The 17,466-nt window shown below is 64.7% G+C and carries 16 protein-coding genes, 1 pseudogene and 1 riboswitch; of the genes and pseudogenes, 4 read left to right on the top strand and 13 right to left on the bottom strand.

What is annotated here, in order from left to right; genetic code table 11:
• Positions 1-18: 18 nt before the first annotated feature.
• The 13 genes and pseudogenes from ACQ4MM_RS05025 to cobT form a co-directional block, all read right to left on the bottom strand.
• Complete coding sequence (locus ACQ4MM_RS05025) at positions 19-1,461, bottom strand: cobyric acid synthase (RefSeq protein WP_431476356.1); 1,443 nt, start codon at positions 1,459-1,461, stop codon at positions 19-21.
• A complete protein-coding gene (locus tag ACQ4MM_RS05020) occupies positions 1,458-2,336 on the bottom strand; it encodes a cobalamin-binding protein (protein ID WP_431476355.1) in 879 nt (292 codons plus the stop codon). Before ACQ4MM_RS05020 ends, ACQ4MM_RS05025 begins: the two co-directional genes overlap by 4 nt.
• Positions 2,333-3,313, bottom strand: coding sequence for a threonine-phosphate decarboxylase CobD (gene cobD / locus ACQ4MM_RS05015; RefSeq protein ID WP_431476354.1), 981 nt, complete (start codon positions 3,311-3,313; stop codon positions 2,333-2,335). The genes ACQ4MM_RS05020 and cobD overlap by 4 nt, the downstream gene beginning before the upstream one ends.
• A complete protein-coding gene (gene cbiB / locus ACQ4MM_RS05010; RefSeq protein ID WP_431476353.1) occupies positions 3,306-4,283 on the bottom strand; it encodes an adenosylcobinamide-phosphate synthase CbiB in 978 nt (325 codons plus the stop codon). Before cbiB ends, cobD begins: the two co-directional genes overlap by 8 nt.
• Positions 4,283-4,834, bottom strand: a complete 552-nt coding sequence (gene cobU / locus ACQ4MM_RS05005; RefSeq protein WP_431476352.1) for a bifunctional adenosylcobinamide kinase/adenosylcobinamide-phosphate guanylyltransferase — start codon at positions 4,832-4,834, stop codon at positions 4,283-4,285. Before cobU ends, cbiB begins: the two co-directional genes overlap by 1 nt.
• A complete protein-coding gene (locus ACQ4MM_RS05000) occupies positions 4,831-6,135 on the bottom strand; it encodes a cobyrinate a,c-diamide synthase (protein WP_431476351.1) in 1,305 nt (434 codons plus the stop codon). The genes cobU and ACQ4MM_RS05000 overlap by 4 nt, the downstream gene beginning before the upstream one ends.
• Positions 6,129-6,732: pseudogene (gene cobO / locus ACQ4MM_RS04995) on the bottom strand (cob(I)yrinic acid a,c-diamide adenosyltransferase). Before cobO ends, ACQ4MM_RS05000 begins: the two are co-directional and overlap by 7 nt.
• Positions 6,729-7,499 carry an ABC transporter ATP-binding protein gene (locus ACQ4MM_RS04990; protein ID WP_431476350.1) on the bottom strand — a complete coding sequence of 257 codons (771 nt, stop codon included), beginning with the start codon at positions 7,497-7,499 and terminating at the stop codon, positions 6,729-6,731. Before ACQ4MM_RS04990 ends, cobO begins: the two are co-directional and overlap by 4 nt.
• A 1-nt stretch (position 7,500) precedes the next feature.
• Positions 7,501-8,523, bottom strand: coding sequence for a FecCD family ABC transporter permease (locus tag ACQ4MM_RS04985; RefSeq protein WP_431476349.1), 1,023 nt, complete (start codon positions 8,521-8,523; stop codon positions 7,501-7,503).
• A 19-nt stretch (positions 8,524-8,542) separates the two neighbouring features.
• Positions 8,543-10,396 (bottom strand): TonB-dependent receptor domain-containing protein, encoded by a 1,854-nt coding sequence (locus tag ACQ4MM_RS04980; RefSeq protein WP_431476348.1) that lies wholly within the window; start codon positions 10,394-10,396, stop codon positions 8,543-8,545.
• A gap of 69 nt (positions 10,397-10,465) precedes the next feature.
• Positions 10,466-10,686, bottom strand: a riboswitch (cobalamin riboswitch).
• Positions 10,681-11,220: a histidine phosphatase family protein gene (locus ACQ4MM_RS04975; RefSeq protein ID WP_431476347.1), complete on the bottom strand. Its 540-nt coding sequence runs from the start codon at positions 11,218-11,220 to the stop codon at positions 10,681-10,683. Its footprint overlaps the riboswitch before it by 6 nt.
• Positions 11,211-11,978 carry an adenosylcobinamide-GDP ribazoletransferase gene (locus ACQ4MM_RS04970; protein WP_431476346.1) on the bottom strand — a complete coding sequence of 256 codons (768 nt, stop codon included), beginning with the start codon at positions 11,976-11,978 and terminating at the stop codon, positions 11,211-11,213. The genes ACQ4MM_RS04975 and ACQ4MM_RS04970 overlap by 10 nt, the downstream gene beginning before the upstream one ends.
• 6 nt (positions 11,979-11,984) lie before the next feature.
• The gene (gene cobT / locus ACQ4MM_RS04965; RefSeq protein ID WP_431476345.1) at positions 11,985-13,019 is read right to left on the bottom strand and encodes a nicotinate-nucleotide--dimethylbenzimidazole phosphoribosyltransferase; all 1,035 of its coding nucleotides are present in this window, start codon (positions 13,017-13,019) and stop codon (positions 11,985-11,987) included.
• A gap of 20 nt (positions 13,020-13,039) precedes the next feature.
• On the opposite strand from cobT, the gene ACQ4MM_RS04960 reads away from it, so the two are divergent.
• From ACQ4MM_RS04960 to ACQ4MM_RS04945, 4 genes are read left to right on the top strand one after another with little or no spacing between them, the layout of a single operon-like run.
• On the top strand, positions 13,040-13,729 hold the full coding sequence (locus tag ACQ4MM_RS04960) for a response regulator transcription factor (protein WP_431476344.1): 690 nt from the start codon (positions 13,040-13,042) through the stop codon (positions 13,727-13,729).
• A complete protein-coding gene (locus tag ACQ4MM_RS04955; RefSeq protein ID WP_431476343.1) occupies positions 13,716-14,948 on the top strand; it encodes a sensor histidine kinase in 1,233 nt (410 codons plus the stop codon). Before ACQ4MM_RS04960 ends, ACQ4MM_RS04955 begins: the two co-directional genes overlap by 14 nt.
• Positions 14,949-15,005: 57 nt before the next feature.
• The gene (locus ACQ4MM_RS04950) at positions 15,006-16,631 is read left to right on the top strand and encodes a phosphoethanolamine transferase (RefSeq protein WP_431476342.1); all 1,626 of its coding nucleotides are present in this window, start codon (positions 15,006-15,008) and stop codon (positions 16,629-16,631) included.
• A complete protein-coding gene (locus ACQ4MM_RS04945) occupies positions 16,621-17,346 on the top strand; it encodes a phosphatase PAP2 family protein (RefSeq protein WP_431476341.1) in 726 nt (241 codons plus the stop codon). The genes ACQ4MM_RS04950 and ACQ4MM_RS04945 overlap by 11 nt, the downstream gene beginning before the upstream one ends.
• Positions 17,347-17,466: the final 120 nt, after the last annotated feature.

The raw sequence follows: 17,466 nt of genomic DNA, 5'->3' as shown, positions 1-17,466 counted from the left end.
TTGCAAATAAAGCAATTCCTACCTCGGTTTGAGCAGGGCTTCCATCAGCGGTTCGCAGGCTGCGGCCAGCCGATCAAGGCTAGCTTCGCGCAAGGCGTTGGTATCGACGGTGTGCTGCGTCGCCAGCCCGGCCCAATGCAGCAGGGCGCGGCCGGCTTGCGGATGGTCGAACAGGCCATGCAGGTAGCTGCCGAGCACCTGGGCGTCGGCGGAGATGGCGCCTTCCGGCCTGCCGTCGATGAAGAAAGCCGGTTGCGCCAGGGCGGAGCCGTGCGACACGCCCATGTGGATTTCGTAGCCGCTGACCGGTGCATCGTCGAAGGCGCAATGGCCGGTGACTTGGGCCAGGCGTTTGTCGCGCGTGAGCTCCGTTTGCAAATCCAGCAGGCCAAGCCCTGCCTCGCTGCCGGCCCGGCCTTCGACGGCGTGCGGATCGTCCACCAGTGTGCCCAGCATCTGGAAGCCGCCGCAAATGCCGATCACCTTGCCGCCGTAGCGCAGGTGGCGTGTGATCGCCTGCGGCCAGCCGCCTTCTTTCAGCGCGGCCAGGTCGTCACGCGTATTCTTGCTGCCGGGGAGAATGATCAGGTCCGCAGGCGGAATCGCTTCGCCTTTGCGGACAAAGCGCAGGTCGACGCCGGGATGGGCGCGCAGCGCATCGAAGTCGGTATGGTTGCTCATGCGCGGCAGGCTTGGCACCACCACGCGGAAAGCGCCGCGCTCGGCCTGCACCGCCTGCACTGCGTCTTCGGCGTCGAGGTAGAGGCCATGCAGGTAGGGTAGCACCGCCAGTACCGGTTTGCCGGTCTGCTGTTCCAGCCATTCCAGGCCGGGTTCAAGCAGCTTGATGTCGCCGCGGAAGCGGTTGATGACGAAGCCGATAATGCGATTGCGTTCGCTCTCGGACAGGCAGGACAGGGTGCCGACGATGTGGGCGAACACGCCGCCGCGGTCGATGTCGGCGCAGAGGATGACGGGGCAGTCGACTGCTTCCGCAAAGCCCATGTTGGCAATGTCGCGGTCGCGCAGGTTGATTTCCGCCGGGCTGCCGGCGCCTTCCACCACCACCGTTTCGTATTGCGCCAGCAGCCGTTGGTGGGATTCCAGCACGGCCGCCATGGCAATGGTCTTGTACTGGTGGTAGTCGCGCGCATTCATGTCGCCGCGTACCTTGCCGTGGATGATGACCTGGGCACCGATGTCACTGCTTGGCTTGAGCAGCACGGGGTTCATGTCGGTATGCGACGGGATGCCGGCGGCAATTGCCTGCAGCGCCTGGGCGCGTCCGATTTCGCCGCCGTCGATGGTGACGGCGCTATTGAGCGCCATGTTCTGCGGCTTGAAGGGCGCAACGCGCGCGCCGCGCTGCTTGAGCAGGCGGCACAGGGCCGCGACAATCGTGCTCTTGCCGGCGTCGGACGTGGTGCCCTGGACCATCAGGGTGCGGTAAGGGAAGCTCATTTTGCCGGGCGGTGCTTGCGGGCTTCTTCCAGCTTTTCGCACAGGACGGCGGTGCCGGCGATCATGCGCGGGCCGGCGCGATTGAGCAGGTTGCCGTCGATCGTGAACAGGTTGTCCTGTTTGGTCGCCTTGAATGTCTTGTAAGGGCGCCACAGGCTGACGCCGCCGTAGTCTTTTTCCGCCGTGGCGAAGACTGCTTCGGGATCGGCTTCCAGCACGGCTTCCACGCTGACTACCGGCGCCGTCACTTTCTGATCGGCGAAGATATTCTGGCCAGCACATACTTTCAGCGCGTCGCTGACGATGTGTTCACCGTTCAGGGTATACAGGGGCTTGTCCCACACCTGGTAGAACACGCGCACTGGCGGGCGCGCGGCATATTGTGCGCGCAGGGCCGCCAGCTTCTGGCGCAGTTCCTTGGCGGCGGCGTTGGCGGCCGGCTCGGTGCCGAGCAGCTTGCCCATCTTTTCCAGGTTATCGGCGATCTGGTCCAGCTTTTTCGGCTCGCTGTGGAAAATAGGGATGCCGAGTTGGCGCAGCTGGTCGATCTGGCGTTCCGAAGTGCCGTGGCGCCAGACCACCAGCAGGTCCGGCTTCATTGCCAGCAGGCGCTCCAAGTCTACCTGACGGTTGTCGCCGACGCGGGGAACCTGCTTGGCGGCTTCCGGGTAGTCGCTGTAGCTGACCGCGCCCACGATTTTTTCGGCGCCGCCGGCCGCGAACAACAGTTCGGTGACGTGCGGTGCCAATGCAACCACACGTTGCGCCGGCTTTTGCAGGGTGACCGGCTTGCCGTCGTCGTCATTGACGGTGATGGCGGCGTGCGCTTGAAGTTGGGCCACGCACAGGGCGGGAATCAGCAGGTATCTTTTCATCGTTCGGTCCATTCGTTCAATGCCTGTTGGAGGCGTTTCCAGCCTGCTTCGTCGGGCGGCAGGCCGAGGCGGATGCCGCGGGCGGCCTCACGGAACAGGCGCACCCAGATGCCACGGCGTGCCATGTGGTCGTGAAATTCTTCGGCGCGCGGCTCCGGCCACCATTGGAACAAAGCCGTGCCATTGCTGGCGATGCCGTGGCCGGCCAGCAGGTCGCGCAGCCGGTTGCCGGCCGCGCGCAGTCCTTCCTGCGTGGCACGCTGCCACGCGCGGTCTTCCAGTGCGGCGCGTGCGACTTGTTGCGCCGGCCCGCTGACAGCCCAGGGGCCGAGCGTGTCGGCCAGCGGCGCGAGGATATCTTCGTGTGCGGCGACGAAGCCGAGGCGCAGGCCGGCCAGGCCGAAGAATTTGCCGACGGAGCGTAACACGACCAGGCCGGGCGCCTGTGCGGCGTCGGCGATGCTGTGGTGACCGTCCGTGTCGGCGAAGGCTTCATCGACTACCAGCCAGCCGCCGCGTGCAGCCAGCGCCTCGGCCCACTGGAGCAGTGCCGCACGGGGCACGCGGGCGCCGGTGGGATTGTTCGGGTTGCAGACCACCAGCACGTCGGCGCTGGCCGCGGCCGCGTCAAGTTCGCTGTAGGGAACTGCGCTGGTGCAGTGTCCATGTTGCGACCAGTGGTGCAGGTGTTCGGCATAGCTTGGGCTGGCGACGACCACGCGCGACGGTGGACGCAGGCGGGGCAGCGCCTGGATCGCTGCCTGCGTGCCTGCCACTGCCAGCATGCGCGGCGCACCGTAGTAGCGCTGCGCGGCGTCCAGCAGGGCCGGGTCATGTTCGGGCAGGCGGTGCCAGGCATCGATGGCCAAAGCTGGCGCTGGATAGCCGTTGGGATTCAGTCCGGTCGACAAGTCGAGCCAGTCGTTGCGGCCATAGCGTTGCGCCGCCTCGCGCAGCTTGCCGCCGTGTTCAAGCATGATGTGCTCCATAGGCGATGGCCAGCAGGATGACCATCCACAGCCCGGTTGTGTTGCGCACCAGGTGCCAGGCGCGCGGAATGTCGGCGGCCGATGCCTGGTTGCCCTGCCCAAGCGGCGGGCGTTGCTCGATTTCGCCGCCGTAGCTGGCGGCGCCGCCCAGTTGCAGGCCGAGCGCACCGGCGCCAGCGGACATCACCGGGCCGGCGTTGGGGCTGCTCCATGCGGGGGCCTGCCTGCGCCAGCAGGCCAGTGCGCGGCGCGTGCTTCCTGCGCCGGGCGCCAGGAGGGCGTAGCTGAATGCGGTCAGGCGCGCCGGCAGGTAGTTGAGGGCGTCGTCGATGCGGGCGGCACTTCGGCCGAACAGGTTGAAGCGCTCGGTGCGGTAGCCCCACATGGCGTCCAGCGTATTCGCGAGGCGGAACATCAGGGCGCCGGGGCCGCCGACGATGGCGAACCAGAACAGCGTGCCAAAGACGGCGTCGTTGCCGTTTTCCAGCATTGATTCGGTGGCTGCCTTGGCGAGGTCGGATTCGGTGGCATGCCCGGTGTCGCGGCTGACGATGCGGGCGGTCAGGGTGCGGGCGCCTGCCAGGTCGCTCGCCTGCAGCGCGCGCCAGATGGGGAGCATGTGGTCGCGCAGGCTGCGCAGGCCGAGGCAGAAGTAGAGGAGGATTGCTTGCAAGGCCGCTTGTGCTGCGGGCGGCAGCGGCTGGGCGCAGGTCCAGGCGGCCAGCATGGTGAGAGGCAGCACGGCGATTGCCCAGGCCAGCGCACCGTGAGCGAAGCGGGCGAAGGGCGCGGGCAGCTCGGCGGCAGGGCGGTTCAGGCGCTTCTCGATGGCGCCGGCCAGGCGGCCAAAGCCGACCAGCGGGTGGAAGCGCGACACTTCACCCAGGATGGCGTCGAGCAGCACCCCGGCCAGCAGGGCGGCTGCGAATATGGACCAGTCCAGGCCTGCCAATAGCATCAGGTGCCCTTCAACATCAGCGGCAAGCCTGCCGCGATAAAGGCAACCCGGTCGCATACTGCCGCAACCGACTGGTTCAGGCGGCCGGCTTCATCGGCATAGCTGCGCGTGACCGCTCCCCAGGGCACAATGCCCATGCCGACTTCATTCGATACCAGCACCAGGTCGCCGCGGTCGACTGCCAGTTCGTCCAGCAAGGCCGCGCGTTGTTCGTGGAAGCGGGACGGCAGCTCGATCATGCCGATATCCGGGTATTGCGTGCCCTCGCTGAACATCAGGTTGGACAGCCAGAGTGTCAGGCAATCGACCAGCACCAGGCGTTGCGGTGCCCGCCATTCAGCCAGGGCAGCGGCAAGCGCTAGCGGTTCCTCGATGGTGCGCCAGTGCTGCGGGCGCTGCGCGCGGTGCTGGGCGATGCGGGCCGTCATTTCCGCGTCGCCCGCGGCAGCGGTGGCGAAATAGACCACCTCTTTGCCCGAAGCTACGGCAAGCCGCTCGGCATAGGCACTTTTGCCGGAGCGCGCGCCGCCAAAAACCAGGGTGCGGGTCATGCTGCGCTCCGCGAAAACATGGCCGCCACTGCGGCGGGGTTGGAGGGGAAGTAGCCGTGGAAGTAGGAAGCTTGCAGCGACCCTAATCGGTAGACGGCTTCGCCTGCGGCGCCGCTTGGGTGCTTTTGCGTCGTCGCTTCGGCCGGCACGCTGGTCTCCAGGCGTGAATAGTGGAAGGTATGGCCGCGCAGCGCCCCATGCGCCGTCGGCATCGCCTGTGCGCCAAGGCCGGCAAGACGGGCCTGCATGGCGACTCTGCCAGGCAACAGGCCGGCCATCGGCCAGTCCTTGCCTTGCTTATCCTGCAGCGATTCGGTGAGCGCCATCATGCCGCCGCATTCCGCTACGATGGGCAGGCCATCGGCGTGGGCTGCGCGCAGCGAGGCTTGCCAGCGTTGGCCAGCGGAGAGTTCGGCTGCGTGCAGTTCAGGGTAGCCGCCCGGCAGGTAAATGGCGGTGGCGTCGCTCGGCACCGGTTCGTCGGCCAGCGGGGAAAAATACTCGAGTTGTGCGCCCAGCGTTTTCAGCGTGGCCAGGTTGGCAGGGTAGAGGAACATGAATGCTGCATCGCGGGCGATGGCGATGCGTGTACCTTCAAGCGGCCGCACGGCCGCAGCATCGCCGTCGCCGTCGGTGCTGCCGGCCGCGATGTGCACGGCAGGCAAGGCATCCCACGCCGCGAGATCAAGCGTCAACTGCTCCGCCAGGGTATCGAGCAATTCATCGATGCCCGCCACTTCGTCGGGCAGCACAAGGCCCAGATGACGCTCGGGCAGCGATGCCGCCTGTTTGGGCAGGGTCCCCAGCAAAGGGATGTGGCGCAACGAGGCCGCTACCATCGCCGCATGGCCCGCACTGGCAATGCGGTTCGCCACCACGCCTGCCATGGCAACCGGTCCATAGTCCCGCAAACCGTGCACCAGTGCACCGGCCGTCTGTGCCATGGCACCGGCATCGATCACGGCCAGCACGGGCAAGCCGAATTCGCGCGACAGGTCGGCAGCGGAAGGCGTGCCGTCATAAAGGCCCATCACCCCTTCGACCAGGATCGCATCTGCCTGGGATGCCGCCTCGGCCAGCAAGGCGCGGCAGCGTTCAGCGCCGACCATCCACAGGTCAAGCGACTCGACCGGCGAGCCGCAAGCGCGCGCCAGCACCATCGGGTCGATGAAATCCGGGCCGCATTTGAAGATCCGCACGCGGCGCCCGGCGCGCACCAGCTTGCGCGCCAGTGCCGCGGTGACGGTGGTTTTGCCCTGGCCGGATGCGGCGGCCGCAATGAGGACGGCGCGGGCTACCATTCCGTGCCCGGCTGCGCCGCGATGCCGGCCTTGAAGGCATGCTTGACCACGGTCATTTCAGTGACGGTATCCGCGACGTCGATCAACTCCTGCGGAGCGGCGCGGCCGGTAACCACGGCGTGCTGCATGTCAGGACGGTCCAGCAGGTCGGCAATCACGTCGTGCACGTCCAGGTAGCGGTACTTCAGGGCGATATTCAGTTCATCCAGCACCACCATGCCATACGACGGATCGCGCAGGAAAGCGCGCGCCTGTTCCCAGGCCTGCTGCGCTTTCTCGATATCGCGCTCGCGGTTCTGGGTTTCCCAGGTATAGCCCTCGCCCATGGCGTGAAAGCTGCATTCTTCCGGGAAGCGGCGCAGGAACTGCTCTTCGCCGGTCGACATGGCGCCTTTGATGAACTGCACCACGCCGACCTTCATGCCATGCCCCATGGCCCGCATCGCCATGCCGAAGCCGCTCGAGCTCTTGCCCTTGCCGTTGCCGGTGTTGACGACCAGGACGCCGATATTTTTGTCCGCCGCCGCGATCTTGGCGTCGATGATAGCCCTTCTTGCGCGCCATGCGGTCGCGGTGGCGGTCGTTGATGTCGCTCATTGGGGACTCCCGGGAATGAAGATGGTGCGTTCGCCGTGGCGGACAATTTCGATTGGGTGGTCGAGGTATTCGCTCAGGACCGCAGGCTGCATGACCTCTTCGACCGGCCCGGCCAGCCAGCGTCCGTCGCCCATCAGCAGCAGGGCGTGCGACGACACGCTATGCGCCAGGGTCAGGTCATGGCCGACCATCACCACGGTCTTGCGCTGCTCGCGGCAGAGCTTGGACAGCAGCGACATCACGCTGACCTGGTGCGCCAGGTCCAGCGCATTGGCAGGTTCGTCCAGCAACAGCAGCGGCGTATCCTGTGCCAGCATGGCGGCGATTGCCACACGCTGGCGCTCGCCGCCGGACAGCGTGCGTACGTCGCGCGTCGCCAGGTGATCGACTTCCATGGCGCCCAATGCGGCAATCGCAGCATGGTGGTCATCGCTGTTTTCCCAGTACTGGTTGGCGTGGTAGGGATGGCGCGCCGACAGCACGGTTTCGATCACGGAATAAGAGAAGGCGTCGCTGCGCGCCTGCGCCAGGAATGCGCGCTTGAGCGCCAGTTCCTGCAGCGGCCATTCGCCCAGTGCCCGGCGGTCGATGCTGACATGGCCGGCTTCCGGCTGGCGCAGGCCGGCCAGGGTGCGCAGCAACGTGCTCTTGCCCGCGCCGTTGCGGCCGATAACGCTCCAGCATTCGCCATCGCCGACCTGCCAGTCCAATTGGTCGACCAGGGTGCGCTTGCCCATGGCAAGGTGCAGTTGATGAGTGCCGATCATCTTATTTCCTCAGGCGGTGCAATTGGTATAGGAAGACGGGCGTGCCAACCAGCGCCGTCACCACGCCCGCCGGCAATTGCTGCGGCGCGATGATGGTGCGGGCCATGGTATCGGCCAGCACCAGGTAGGCGCCGCCCACCAGCGTGGCGCTTGGCACCAGCAAGCGGTGGTCGGGGCCGAAGGCGAAGCGGCAGGCGTGCGGCACGATCAGGCCGACAAAGCCGATGCTGCCGGCCGTGGTTACGGCGCTGGCGGTCAGCAGGCCGGAACAGAAGAACAGTCCCTTGCGCAGGGCGCTGACGCGGATGCCAAGCGTGGCAGCCGCTTCCGCATGCAAGGCCATCACGTTGAGCGAGCGCGCAGCGCGCAGTGCGAATGCCATGCCGCCGGCCAGTACGATCCATGGCAGCCAGCGGATCGGGGAACCGGACAGGTCGCCGATCAGCCAGAACACCATGGTGCGCAGGCGGCTTTCGGGTGCGATCGACAGCATCAGGGTAACCAGGGCAATGCAGCCCGAAGACAGGATCACGCCTGTCAACAGCAGCAGCGCGGTGCCGCCTTCCGCCGCGGTGCCGCCGCGCAGGTCGCGCCGCGCCAGGAAATACAGCATCATCGACACCGCGACGGCGCCGGCGAAGGAGGCGGCATCTACTATCCACGCAGCGCACATGAACAGCAATGCCGCCAGCGCACCGACCGATGCGCCGGACGAAATGCCCAATACATAGGGGTCGGCCAGGGGATTGCGCAGCAGGGCCTGCATCATGACGCCAGCCAGGGACAGCGAAGCGCCGGTGACGAAAGCGGTCGCCGCACGTTCGGCGCGCAAGCCAAGCAGGTGGCCGGACAGGGAGGTTGGCTGCCCGCTGATGAATTCCCGCAGCGCACCGGGCATGTCGGCCATTGGGATGCTGACTGAACCGATCATGCCGGCAGCCACCAGGCTGGCCAGCGATAACAGCACCAGCAGGACGATGACGGTGGCTGCGCGCATGCGCAGGTTGGCGGAAAAGGGATGCATAGCGGGCAGCTTATCTCATTTATTTGTAGCTGTAGCGCAGGCCGGCATACACGGTGGAACCGGCGGTGGCGTAATTGCGCGCCAGTTCATAGTGTTTGTCGGTCACGTTGTTCCAGCGCAGGGTGGCAGTCCAGGAACGGTCGAACTCCCAGGCCGCGTGCAGGTTCAGCAAACCGTAGCCGCCCAGGCGGTTGCGGTTGGCCGTATCGTCGAAGCGGTAGCCTGACACCTGCCATTCGGCGCCGGTAGTGAGGCTGCCCGCAGTATATTCCAGCGCCACATTGCCGTGGCGCTTGGCGCGGCGTACCAGCTGCTTGCCGCTGCCGTCGTCTTGCGGGTTTTGCAGGTCGGCGTTGGCGGACAGCGTGAAGCTGTTGCCCAGTTGCTGGCGTGCCGACAGCGAGATGCCCTCCAGCGTAGCCTGGTTGACGTTATAGGCGCAGCCGCTGCGGAAGCCGGGCCGTGGGCAAGGTGAGATATTCACCAGCAGGTCGGTCAGCTTGTTGCGGTAAGCCACGGCGCCCAGCGTGGTAGCGCCCTGTTCGAAGTGGATGCCGATTTCGCGGTTGCGGCCTTCTTCCGGACGATTGGTCGGCAGGCCGTAGCCGGGGTAGTACAACTCATTGAAGGTTGGGGCGCGGAAGCTGGTGCCATAGCTGGCGTTGACGCGCAGGCCCGGTGTGATGCGGTAGCCGTAGCCCAGCGAACCGGTGCTCTTCGAACCATATTGCGAGCTGTCGTCATTGCGCGCGGCAGCGGCCAGCAGGTGGTCGCCGCGCTTCATGTTGTAGCTGGCGGCCCAGGACGTGGTGCTGCGCTCGCGCACCAGGGCTGCGGTATTGGATTCGACTTCTTCCTTGCGGTGTTCGGCCAGCAGTTGCAGGCTGTCCGTGCCCAGCGCGATGTCGTTCTGCCAGCTATATTGGGACTGCTTGGTATTGATCTGGCTGGCGGCGGTGGTGGTGGCGGTTGCGGTGAAGCTGCCGGACTTGTCGCGCGATTGCGCGATCTGCGTCGTCATCTGCCAGGCGTCGCTCAGGCGATTGCGTGAGTAGAGCGCGGCGGTGTCCAGCTTCTGCGTGCTCCACGCGCGAGCCTTGGTGCCGCTATCAAAATCGGCCTCCTGGTCGCTATGCAGGAACAGCACGCCCAGCTCATGGCCGCGCGCAATCTGCCATGCCAGCTGGCCGTTGGCGTGTTTGCGGTCGTAGCCGTCGTCGTCCATGTTGTAGCTGGTGCTGGCGGGCAGAGTTGAGGAGAAACCGCTGGAGCGTTCCTTTCCTGCACTGAGCGCATAGTTGAAGGCGCCCGCGCTACCGGAGATGCCGGCGGTGCCGGAACGCGTGCCGTAAGTACCTGCCATCACATTGGCGTCCAGTGCCAGGCTGCCCTGGCCTTTCCGGGTGAAGATCTGCACCACGCCGCCGATTGCGTCAGCGCCGTACAGGGTGCTCAGGGGGCCGTACACCACTTCGATATGGTCCACAGCGCCCAGCGGAATCGCATTCCATGCCGCGGCGCCGCTGCTGGCGGAACCGATGCGCACGCCATCGATCAGTACGATCACCTGGTTGCCGTTGGAGCCACGCAGGAACACGCTGGCGTTGGCCCCCGGGCCGCCGTTGCGGGAGACCTCAATGCCGCGCTGGCGCTGCAGCAATTCGGTGATGGAGCCGGCGCCGCTGCGCGCAATTTCTTCCGCGCCGATGCTCAGCGTGTCGCTGATGATGTCGCGCGCGGCCTGGGGCGTGCGGGTGGCGGTGACCAGCACAGCGTTCAATACGGGAGCCTGGGTTTGTGCCTGGACGGCAGGTGCGGCAACGGCCAATGCCAGCGACGCGAGGGCCGCTTGCCGGGTGACGGGAAAAGACATGACAACTTTCGTAACGGGCCGCCGGCCCACGTCCCCGTAAGCCGGCATGAACAGGAACGGGCGTTGGGCGCGTTCCCACCTGGTCTGGCCGGTATCCGGGCTGGCAAGTCTGGCGGCCTGGCCTTCCCATGCTTTCGCACAGTGGCCGGGAGGTCGCTACCGCACACTGAAGGCGGCACTTGCTTACCGTTGCGGGGGCAGCACACGTTGGCTGTCAGGGACAGCGCCGTGTTTCCCGTTTAACTGCATTCGAGAATTCGATTGCGGGCACCAAAACCCCGCCATTATACGGACTTGGCGGGCCAGGACAAGCGAAGGACCTCGCAATACTTGATGTGGTTTGGCTTGGCGGCCGCCTGTTGCAGGGGCTCGCCGGCGGCCATGGCAGCCATCAGGCGCATGGTGCCGGCATGGCAGACGACGATGGCGTCGGAGCGCAGGTCGTCGAGGAAGGATTGCACGCGGCCGGCCACTTCGCGCACGGTTTCGCCGCCGCCGGGGCGGTAATCGAGCAGGTCGGAGGCCCAGGCGTCGACCTCGGCGCATGCCACGTCGTGCCAGCTGCGCAGCTCCCAGTCGCCGAAGTTCATTTCCACCAGCCGCGCGTCGGGCGTGAAGGCGCCCAGCAGCGAGGCCAGGGCTGTGCAGCGCCGCAGAGGGCTGGAATACAGGCGGTAGCCGCGCGCGAAGGCGCCGGCCAGTTGCGGCGCCAAGGCGGCGTGGCCGGCGGCGAGAGCGTCCGCCGCAGCCGGGATATCGCTGCTGCCATAGCACACGCCGGGCCCGACATCGGGCTGGGGGTGGCGGACGAGGATCAGTTCCACATGCAGGCCAGCGCGCCGAGGTAGAACACGGCTTCGGTCAATTGCTGGATGGCGCCGAGGCAGTCGCCGGTATAGCCCCCCAGGCGCTGCTGGAGCTTGCGTGCCAGCCAAAACGTCGCCAGCAACATGCCTGCCAGGCCGGCGCCCAGTGCGGCAAGCGGCAGCCAGCCCAGGGCCACGGAGCCCGCGGCGGACAGGACCGCTGTCAGCGCCGCTATGGCGAATTCGCCGCTGCGCATTTCCTGCGCCAGCGGCTTGGCCTTGCCTTCGGCGCGGGCATACTCCATGCGCCAGATCAGGGAGCAAGCCATGAGGCGCGACAAGGGATGCGCAGCCAGCAGCGCGCCCAGTACCGCCAGTTTCGGCATGCTGGCCAGGGTCGCAACCTTGGTCGCCAGCATCAGGCCGATACCGATGGCTCCATAGGCGCCGATGCGCGAATCCTTCATGATTTCCAGCACGCGCTCACGCGTGTGGCCGCCACCCAGCCCGTCGCAGCTATCGGCAAACCCGTCTTCGTGGAAAGCGCCGGTGGCATAAATGCCGGCCGCGGTGGAGAGCAGGACGGCCACCGGCGGCGGCAGCACCAGTGCCGCCGCCGCGTACACTCCGCCCGCAATTGCCGCCACCACCAGTCCCACCGCAGGGAAGTAGCGCGAGGCATGGTGCAGCCAAGCCGGCTCGAAACCGACCCAGCGGGGAATCGGCAATCGCGTGAAGAATTGCAGTGCGATGAAGAAGAGGCGCAACTGCTGCATGGGCGCCTACTCGGCCTTCTCGCTGACCTGGGCCGACTCGAAAGTCGCCATCTGGTTCAGGAAGTTGACGGCCGCTTGCAGCAGCGGCATGGCCAGCGCGGCACCGGTACCCTCGCCCAGGCGCAGGCCCAGGTTCAGCAGCGGGCGGCCGCCGAGGAAGTCCAGCATGCGCTTGTGGCCATTTTCGTCCGAGCAGTGCGAGAACACGCAGTAATCCAGCACCGCCGGTTGTATGCGGGACGCTACCAGCAGGGCGCTGGTGACGATAAAGCCGTCGATCAGCAGGACCATGCGGCGTTCGGCTGCCTTCAGCATTGCGCCGGCCATCATGGCGATTTCCAGTCCGCCGAAGGTCGCCAATGCCTGCAGGCCGCCCTGGGCGTCGGCGTGCAGCGCCATGGCCGCTTCGATCACACGCTGCTTGTGCAGTATGCCTTCCGGTGCCAGGCCGGTGCCGGCGCCGACGCAATCCGCCACCGGAATGCCGGTCAGGCGATGCATCAGGGCTGCCGCAGCCGTGGTATTACCAATTCCCATTTCGCCGAATCCGAGCACATTGCTCGGCAGTTCAGCCACCAGGTCCATGCCGCATTCGATCGCTTCCATGCACTGCTGCACCGACATGGCCGGCTGCTGCGCAAAATTGGCGGTGCCCGGCGCGATCTTGCGGTTGACCAGGCCTTCACGCGGCCCGAAGTCATGCTTGACGCCCGCATCCACGACTCGCAGTGCACAGCCATTCTGGCGCGCGAAGACGTTGATGGCGGCGCCGCCGGCCAGGAAATTCTCCACCATCTGCCAGGTCACGTCCTGCGGGAAGGCGGAGATGCCTTCCGCCACCACGCCGTGGTCGCCCGCGAACACCAGGATCGCCGGATCACGCAGCTGAGGGCTGGTGGTCTGCTGGATCATGCCGACCTGGTGTGCCAGTCCCTCCAGCGCCCCCAGGCTGCCCAGCGGCTTGGTCTTGTTATTGATGGCGCGATCCAGTTGGGCCGCGAGGGCTTCGTCTTTAAGTGGGGTGATGTGTGGGATAGTCATCGCGGAATTATAATGCCCGTATGCGCATACTTATCATTGAAGACAATAAGGATATTGTCGCCAACCTGTACGGCTTCCTTGAGCCTAAAGGATACGTACTGGATACGGCCGCCAATGGTTACGGTGGGCTGGCGCTGGCCACCGAGCATGAGTACGACGCCGTGGTACTGGACGTGATGCTGCCAGGCCTGAATGGCATGGAATTGTGCCGCAAGCTGCGCGGTGAGCTGGGCAAGGCCACTCCGGTGTTGATGCTGACCGCACGCGACACGCTGGAGGACAAGGTGGCCGGCTTCGAGAGCGGCGCCGACGACTACCTGGTCAAGCCTTTTTCCCTGGTGGAGCTGGAAATCCGGTTGCGCGCCCTGGTGCGCCGCGCGCGCGGTGCACAGGCCGCAACGCCGGTGCTGCAGTTCGGCGACTTGACTTTCGACACCGTCAATTACGAAGTACGCCGTGCCGGCCGCCACCTGGCTCTGACCCGCACCGGCTACACCATCCTCAAAAGCCTGATGAAGGAAGCGCCGCGCATCGTCCCGCGCGATGCGCTGGAACATGATGTGTGGGGCGACGACCGTCCGGACAGCGATGCCCTGCGCACCCACATTCATGCGCTGCGCCAGGCCTTGGACAAGCCTTATCCTTTTGCCATGCTGCGCACCATCCCGGGCATCGGTTACAAGCTGGTGATCTCAGATGAAGAAACCTGATTCCCTGCGCCGCCGCATCGTCGGCGCCTACATGACCTTTGCGATTGCGGTATCCGCAGTGTTTGCCATTATTGCTGCGCTGGCAGTGGAAGGCATCGAGGAGAAACTGGTCGACGAACGCCTGGAAGAAGTGGCCTTGTGGGCTGCACCGCGCCATATCGGCGGCATGCCGGTGCAGATGCCGGCCGGCTTGTCATTCCACCAGGGCGCCGATATTCCCCGTTCGCTGCGCGGCTTGCCGCACGGAGTCGGCGAAATCACGGTCGATGGAACCGACCTGCATGTGCTGGCAGGGAATGACGGGCACGGCGAGTTCGTTGTGGTGGACCACAATAGCGAATACGAAAAGATCGAGATCGTCGTGTATTCCATGTTCGCGGCAGGTTTCCTGACTTTCGTTGCCTGTTCCCTGATGCTGGCGCGCTTCCTTGCCAACCGCATTGTCACGCCGATTACGTTGCTGTCGCGGGCGGTCGAGGAGCGCCAGGACGAGTTGCCTTGCCTTGAGCGTGACGACGAACTGGGTATGCTGGCGCGTGCCTTTGCCAGCCGCACCGGAGAACTCAAGCAATTCCTCGACCGCGAACGCTTCTTCACCGGCGATGTAAGCCATGAACTGCGCACGCCCTTGACCGTGATCAGCGGTGCGGCGGAAGTGTTGATCGCGAACACCGAGGGCGAACCCGCGCTGCAGGCGCCGGCCGAGCGCATTTACCGCGCTGCGCGCGAGGCCAGCGACGTGGCCAGTGTGCTGCTTCGCCTGGCCCGTTTGCCGCAAGGACTGGAAGCGCCGCCGCAGTCGGTAGCCGAGCTGGCGAGATACGAGGCGGCCCGCTGTCAGCCGCTGGTGGCCGGCAAGCCAGTCACCTTGCGCTACCTGGAAGGCGCCGACTTCACTGTTCATGGCTCGCGCGAACTATTGCAGGCAGCGATCAGCAACCTGCTGCGCAACGCCTGCGCCTACACCGAGCAGGGCGAAGTGGCGCTGCGCCTGGAGTCGCGCTCGATCGTTGTGGAAGATACCGGACCAGGCTTGCCCGCGGCGGCAATGGCGCGCCTGCGCGGCGAATCCACCCCGGACGGCGATGGTGCCTCATCGGGTACTGGCCTCGGCCTGGGGTTGGTACAGCGCATCTGCACCTATCTTGGCGCAGAGTTGCACGTTCAGCAACGCGAAGGCGGCGGCACCCGTTTCTCTATCAGCTTCCCGCCGATTTAACGCAATCTTAACGCCGCCTTTACGTGGCCTTTACCGGCCGCAAGCTATCGTGCGAGGATGAAATTTCCGCGCATTCACTCTGCCTACCTTCCGCTTGCCACTGCCTCCTTCCTGGTCCTGATATATAACATCAGCTTCTGGAAGAGCTTTGTATCGGCTACCGGCGGCTTCCAGGTCTCCAACCTGCTGCTCTATCTTGGCTCCGCCTTGCTGCTGGTCCTGATTTTCAGTGGGGTGCTGGCGCTGGTGAACTTCCGCCGCCTGTTCAAGCCCGTTGTGATAGCGCTGCTGCTGTTGTCTTCGTTGACGGCCTATTTCATGTCCCAGTACGGCATCGTGGTAGATGCTTCCATGGTGCAGAACGTGGTGGAAACCGATGTGCGCGAGGCGGGCGAGCTGTTTAGCTGGAAGCTGGTGCAATCGGTGTTGCTGCTAGGGGTGGTCCCGTCCTGGCTGGTCTGGCGTTTGCCGGTGCGCTATGGCTCCCTGCGCCGCGAAGTGCTGGTCAATTCCGGCCTGGTTGCCGCCTCGCTGCTGCTTGCCATCGGCTTGTTGTTCGTGTTGTTCAAAACCCTGGCACCGGCCATTCGTGAGCATCGTGAATTGCGCTTCATGCTGACGCCGACCAATGTGTTCCAGGCCACGAACGGCTACCTCAAACGAAAATGGGCGACTGCGTTGGTGATCGCGCCTCTCGGCACGGATGCCGCCCGGGGCAGCCTGTGGGCGGCAGCCGGCAACAGCCAGCGTTCGGTGACCGTCATCGTGGTTGGCGAAACTGCGCGTGCCATGAACTTCTCGCTGAACGGCTATGAGCGCGAAACCAACCCGCGGCTGGCGCAGGTGCAGTCGCTGGTCAACTTCAATAATGTGAGCTCTTGCGGCACGGCCACCGCAATTTCGGTCCCCTGCGTGTTCTCCGATCTTACGCGTGAAGGGTATTCGGAAGATAAGGCGAGCAGCAAGGAGGGTTTGCTGGATGTGCTGCAGCACGCCGGGCTGGAAGTTATCTGGCGCGATAACAATTCCGGATGCAAGGGCGTGTGCGCCCGCGTGCGTTACGAAGACATGTCCAAGCCTGTCGTCGGAAATTCGCTTTGCAATTCCGAAGAATGCTTCGATGAGCACCTGCTCGAAGGCTTGCCGGACCTGATCCGCAATGCCAAGAAGGACCTGGTGATCGTGCTGCACCAGAAAGGCAGCCATGGTCCGGCTTACTGGAAGCGCTATCCGGATGAATTCAAGAAGTTCGGCCCCGTATGCCAGACGAATGAACTGGAGCAGTGCTCGCGCGCACAAATCACTGCGGCCTACGACAACACCATCCTGTACACCGACTATTTCCTTGATAAGACGATCAAGGCGCTGAAAGAGGCCGGGGTGCCGGCCTCGATGCTGTATTTCTCCGACCATGGCGAATCGCTGGGCGAGAAGAATATGTACCTGCACGGCGCCCCATATATCTTCTCGCCGGAAGAGCAGCGCAAGGTGCCGATGATGCTGTGGATGTCGGACAGCTTCAGCCAGCGCTTCCATGTCGACCGGAACTGTCTCGCTGCACGCAGCAGCCAGCCGTTCTCGCACGATAACGTATTCCATTCCACGCTAGGCATGCTGAATGTGAGTACTGCGGTTTACAACCCCAAGTTAGATATGTTCCATGCGTGTATTGATGATGCTTAAGAATTCCCGGGGCGTGCTGGCGCTGTCAGCGTCGGCCGCCCTGATCCTGTGGCTTGGCCAGTGTACTGATGTTGATGTGCGCCTGGCCGACATGGTGTACGACCATGCACGTGGCGTATTCCCTTGGCAGCATGCCTGGTTTGCCGAACAATTCAATCATGTGATTCTCAAAGCCCTGCTGTCATGCCTGGCGGGTGCCGCTGTAGTAATGGCCTTGTGGGATACCTGGCGGCCGCGCACGCATTGGACGCCTGCGCGGCGGCTGGGCATGCGCGTACTAGGCATGTCGGCTATCAGTGTGCCGGTGGTAGTTAGCCTGCTGAAGCGGGCCAGTACCTCGCACTGCCCGTGGGACCTGGAACGCTACGGCGGTCACGCCCCATATATACGCTTGCTGGAATTGATGCCGGCCGGAGTCGACCCTGGCCACTGCCTGCCTGGCGGACATGCTTCCAGCGCGCTATGGTTGATCGCGCTGTCGGCCTTCTGGTGGCCGGAGCAACCGCGCAAGGCGCTGGGAGTCGGGGCATTGATGATGGCATTCGCACTGGGCGTCGGATTCATACAGCAACTGCGCGGCGCACACTTCCTCACGCACACATTGTGGTCGGCCTGGATCGCTTGCGTAGTCGTGATGGCGAACTATTCGCTTGCAAAACGCCAGACGTTTGGTTATAGTTCTGTCCCTCGCAACGCAGCACTGATAAATCAGTAGAGCGAAACGAGAAAAAGAAGGGGTTGACGAGTTGCACGCTGTACCGCATAATCTCGCTTCTCTGCTGCTGACGAACACAACGCTTCGTCGAACAAACAAGGCAGCGATCTTTAAAAATCA

The organism is Massilia eburnea (assembly GCF_050709955.1).
Lineage (GTDB): Bacteria > Pseudomonadota > Gammaproteobacteria > Burkholderiales > Burkholderiaceae_D > Rugamonas > Rugamonas eburnea_A.
Note: the sequence above shows the minus strand (reverse complement) of the source record. Positions and strands in the feature narration are given on the sequence as shown.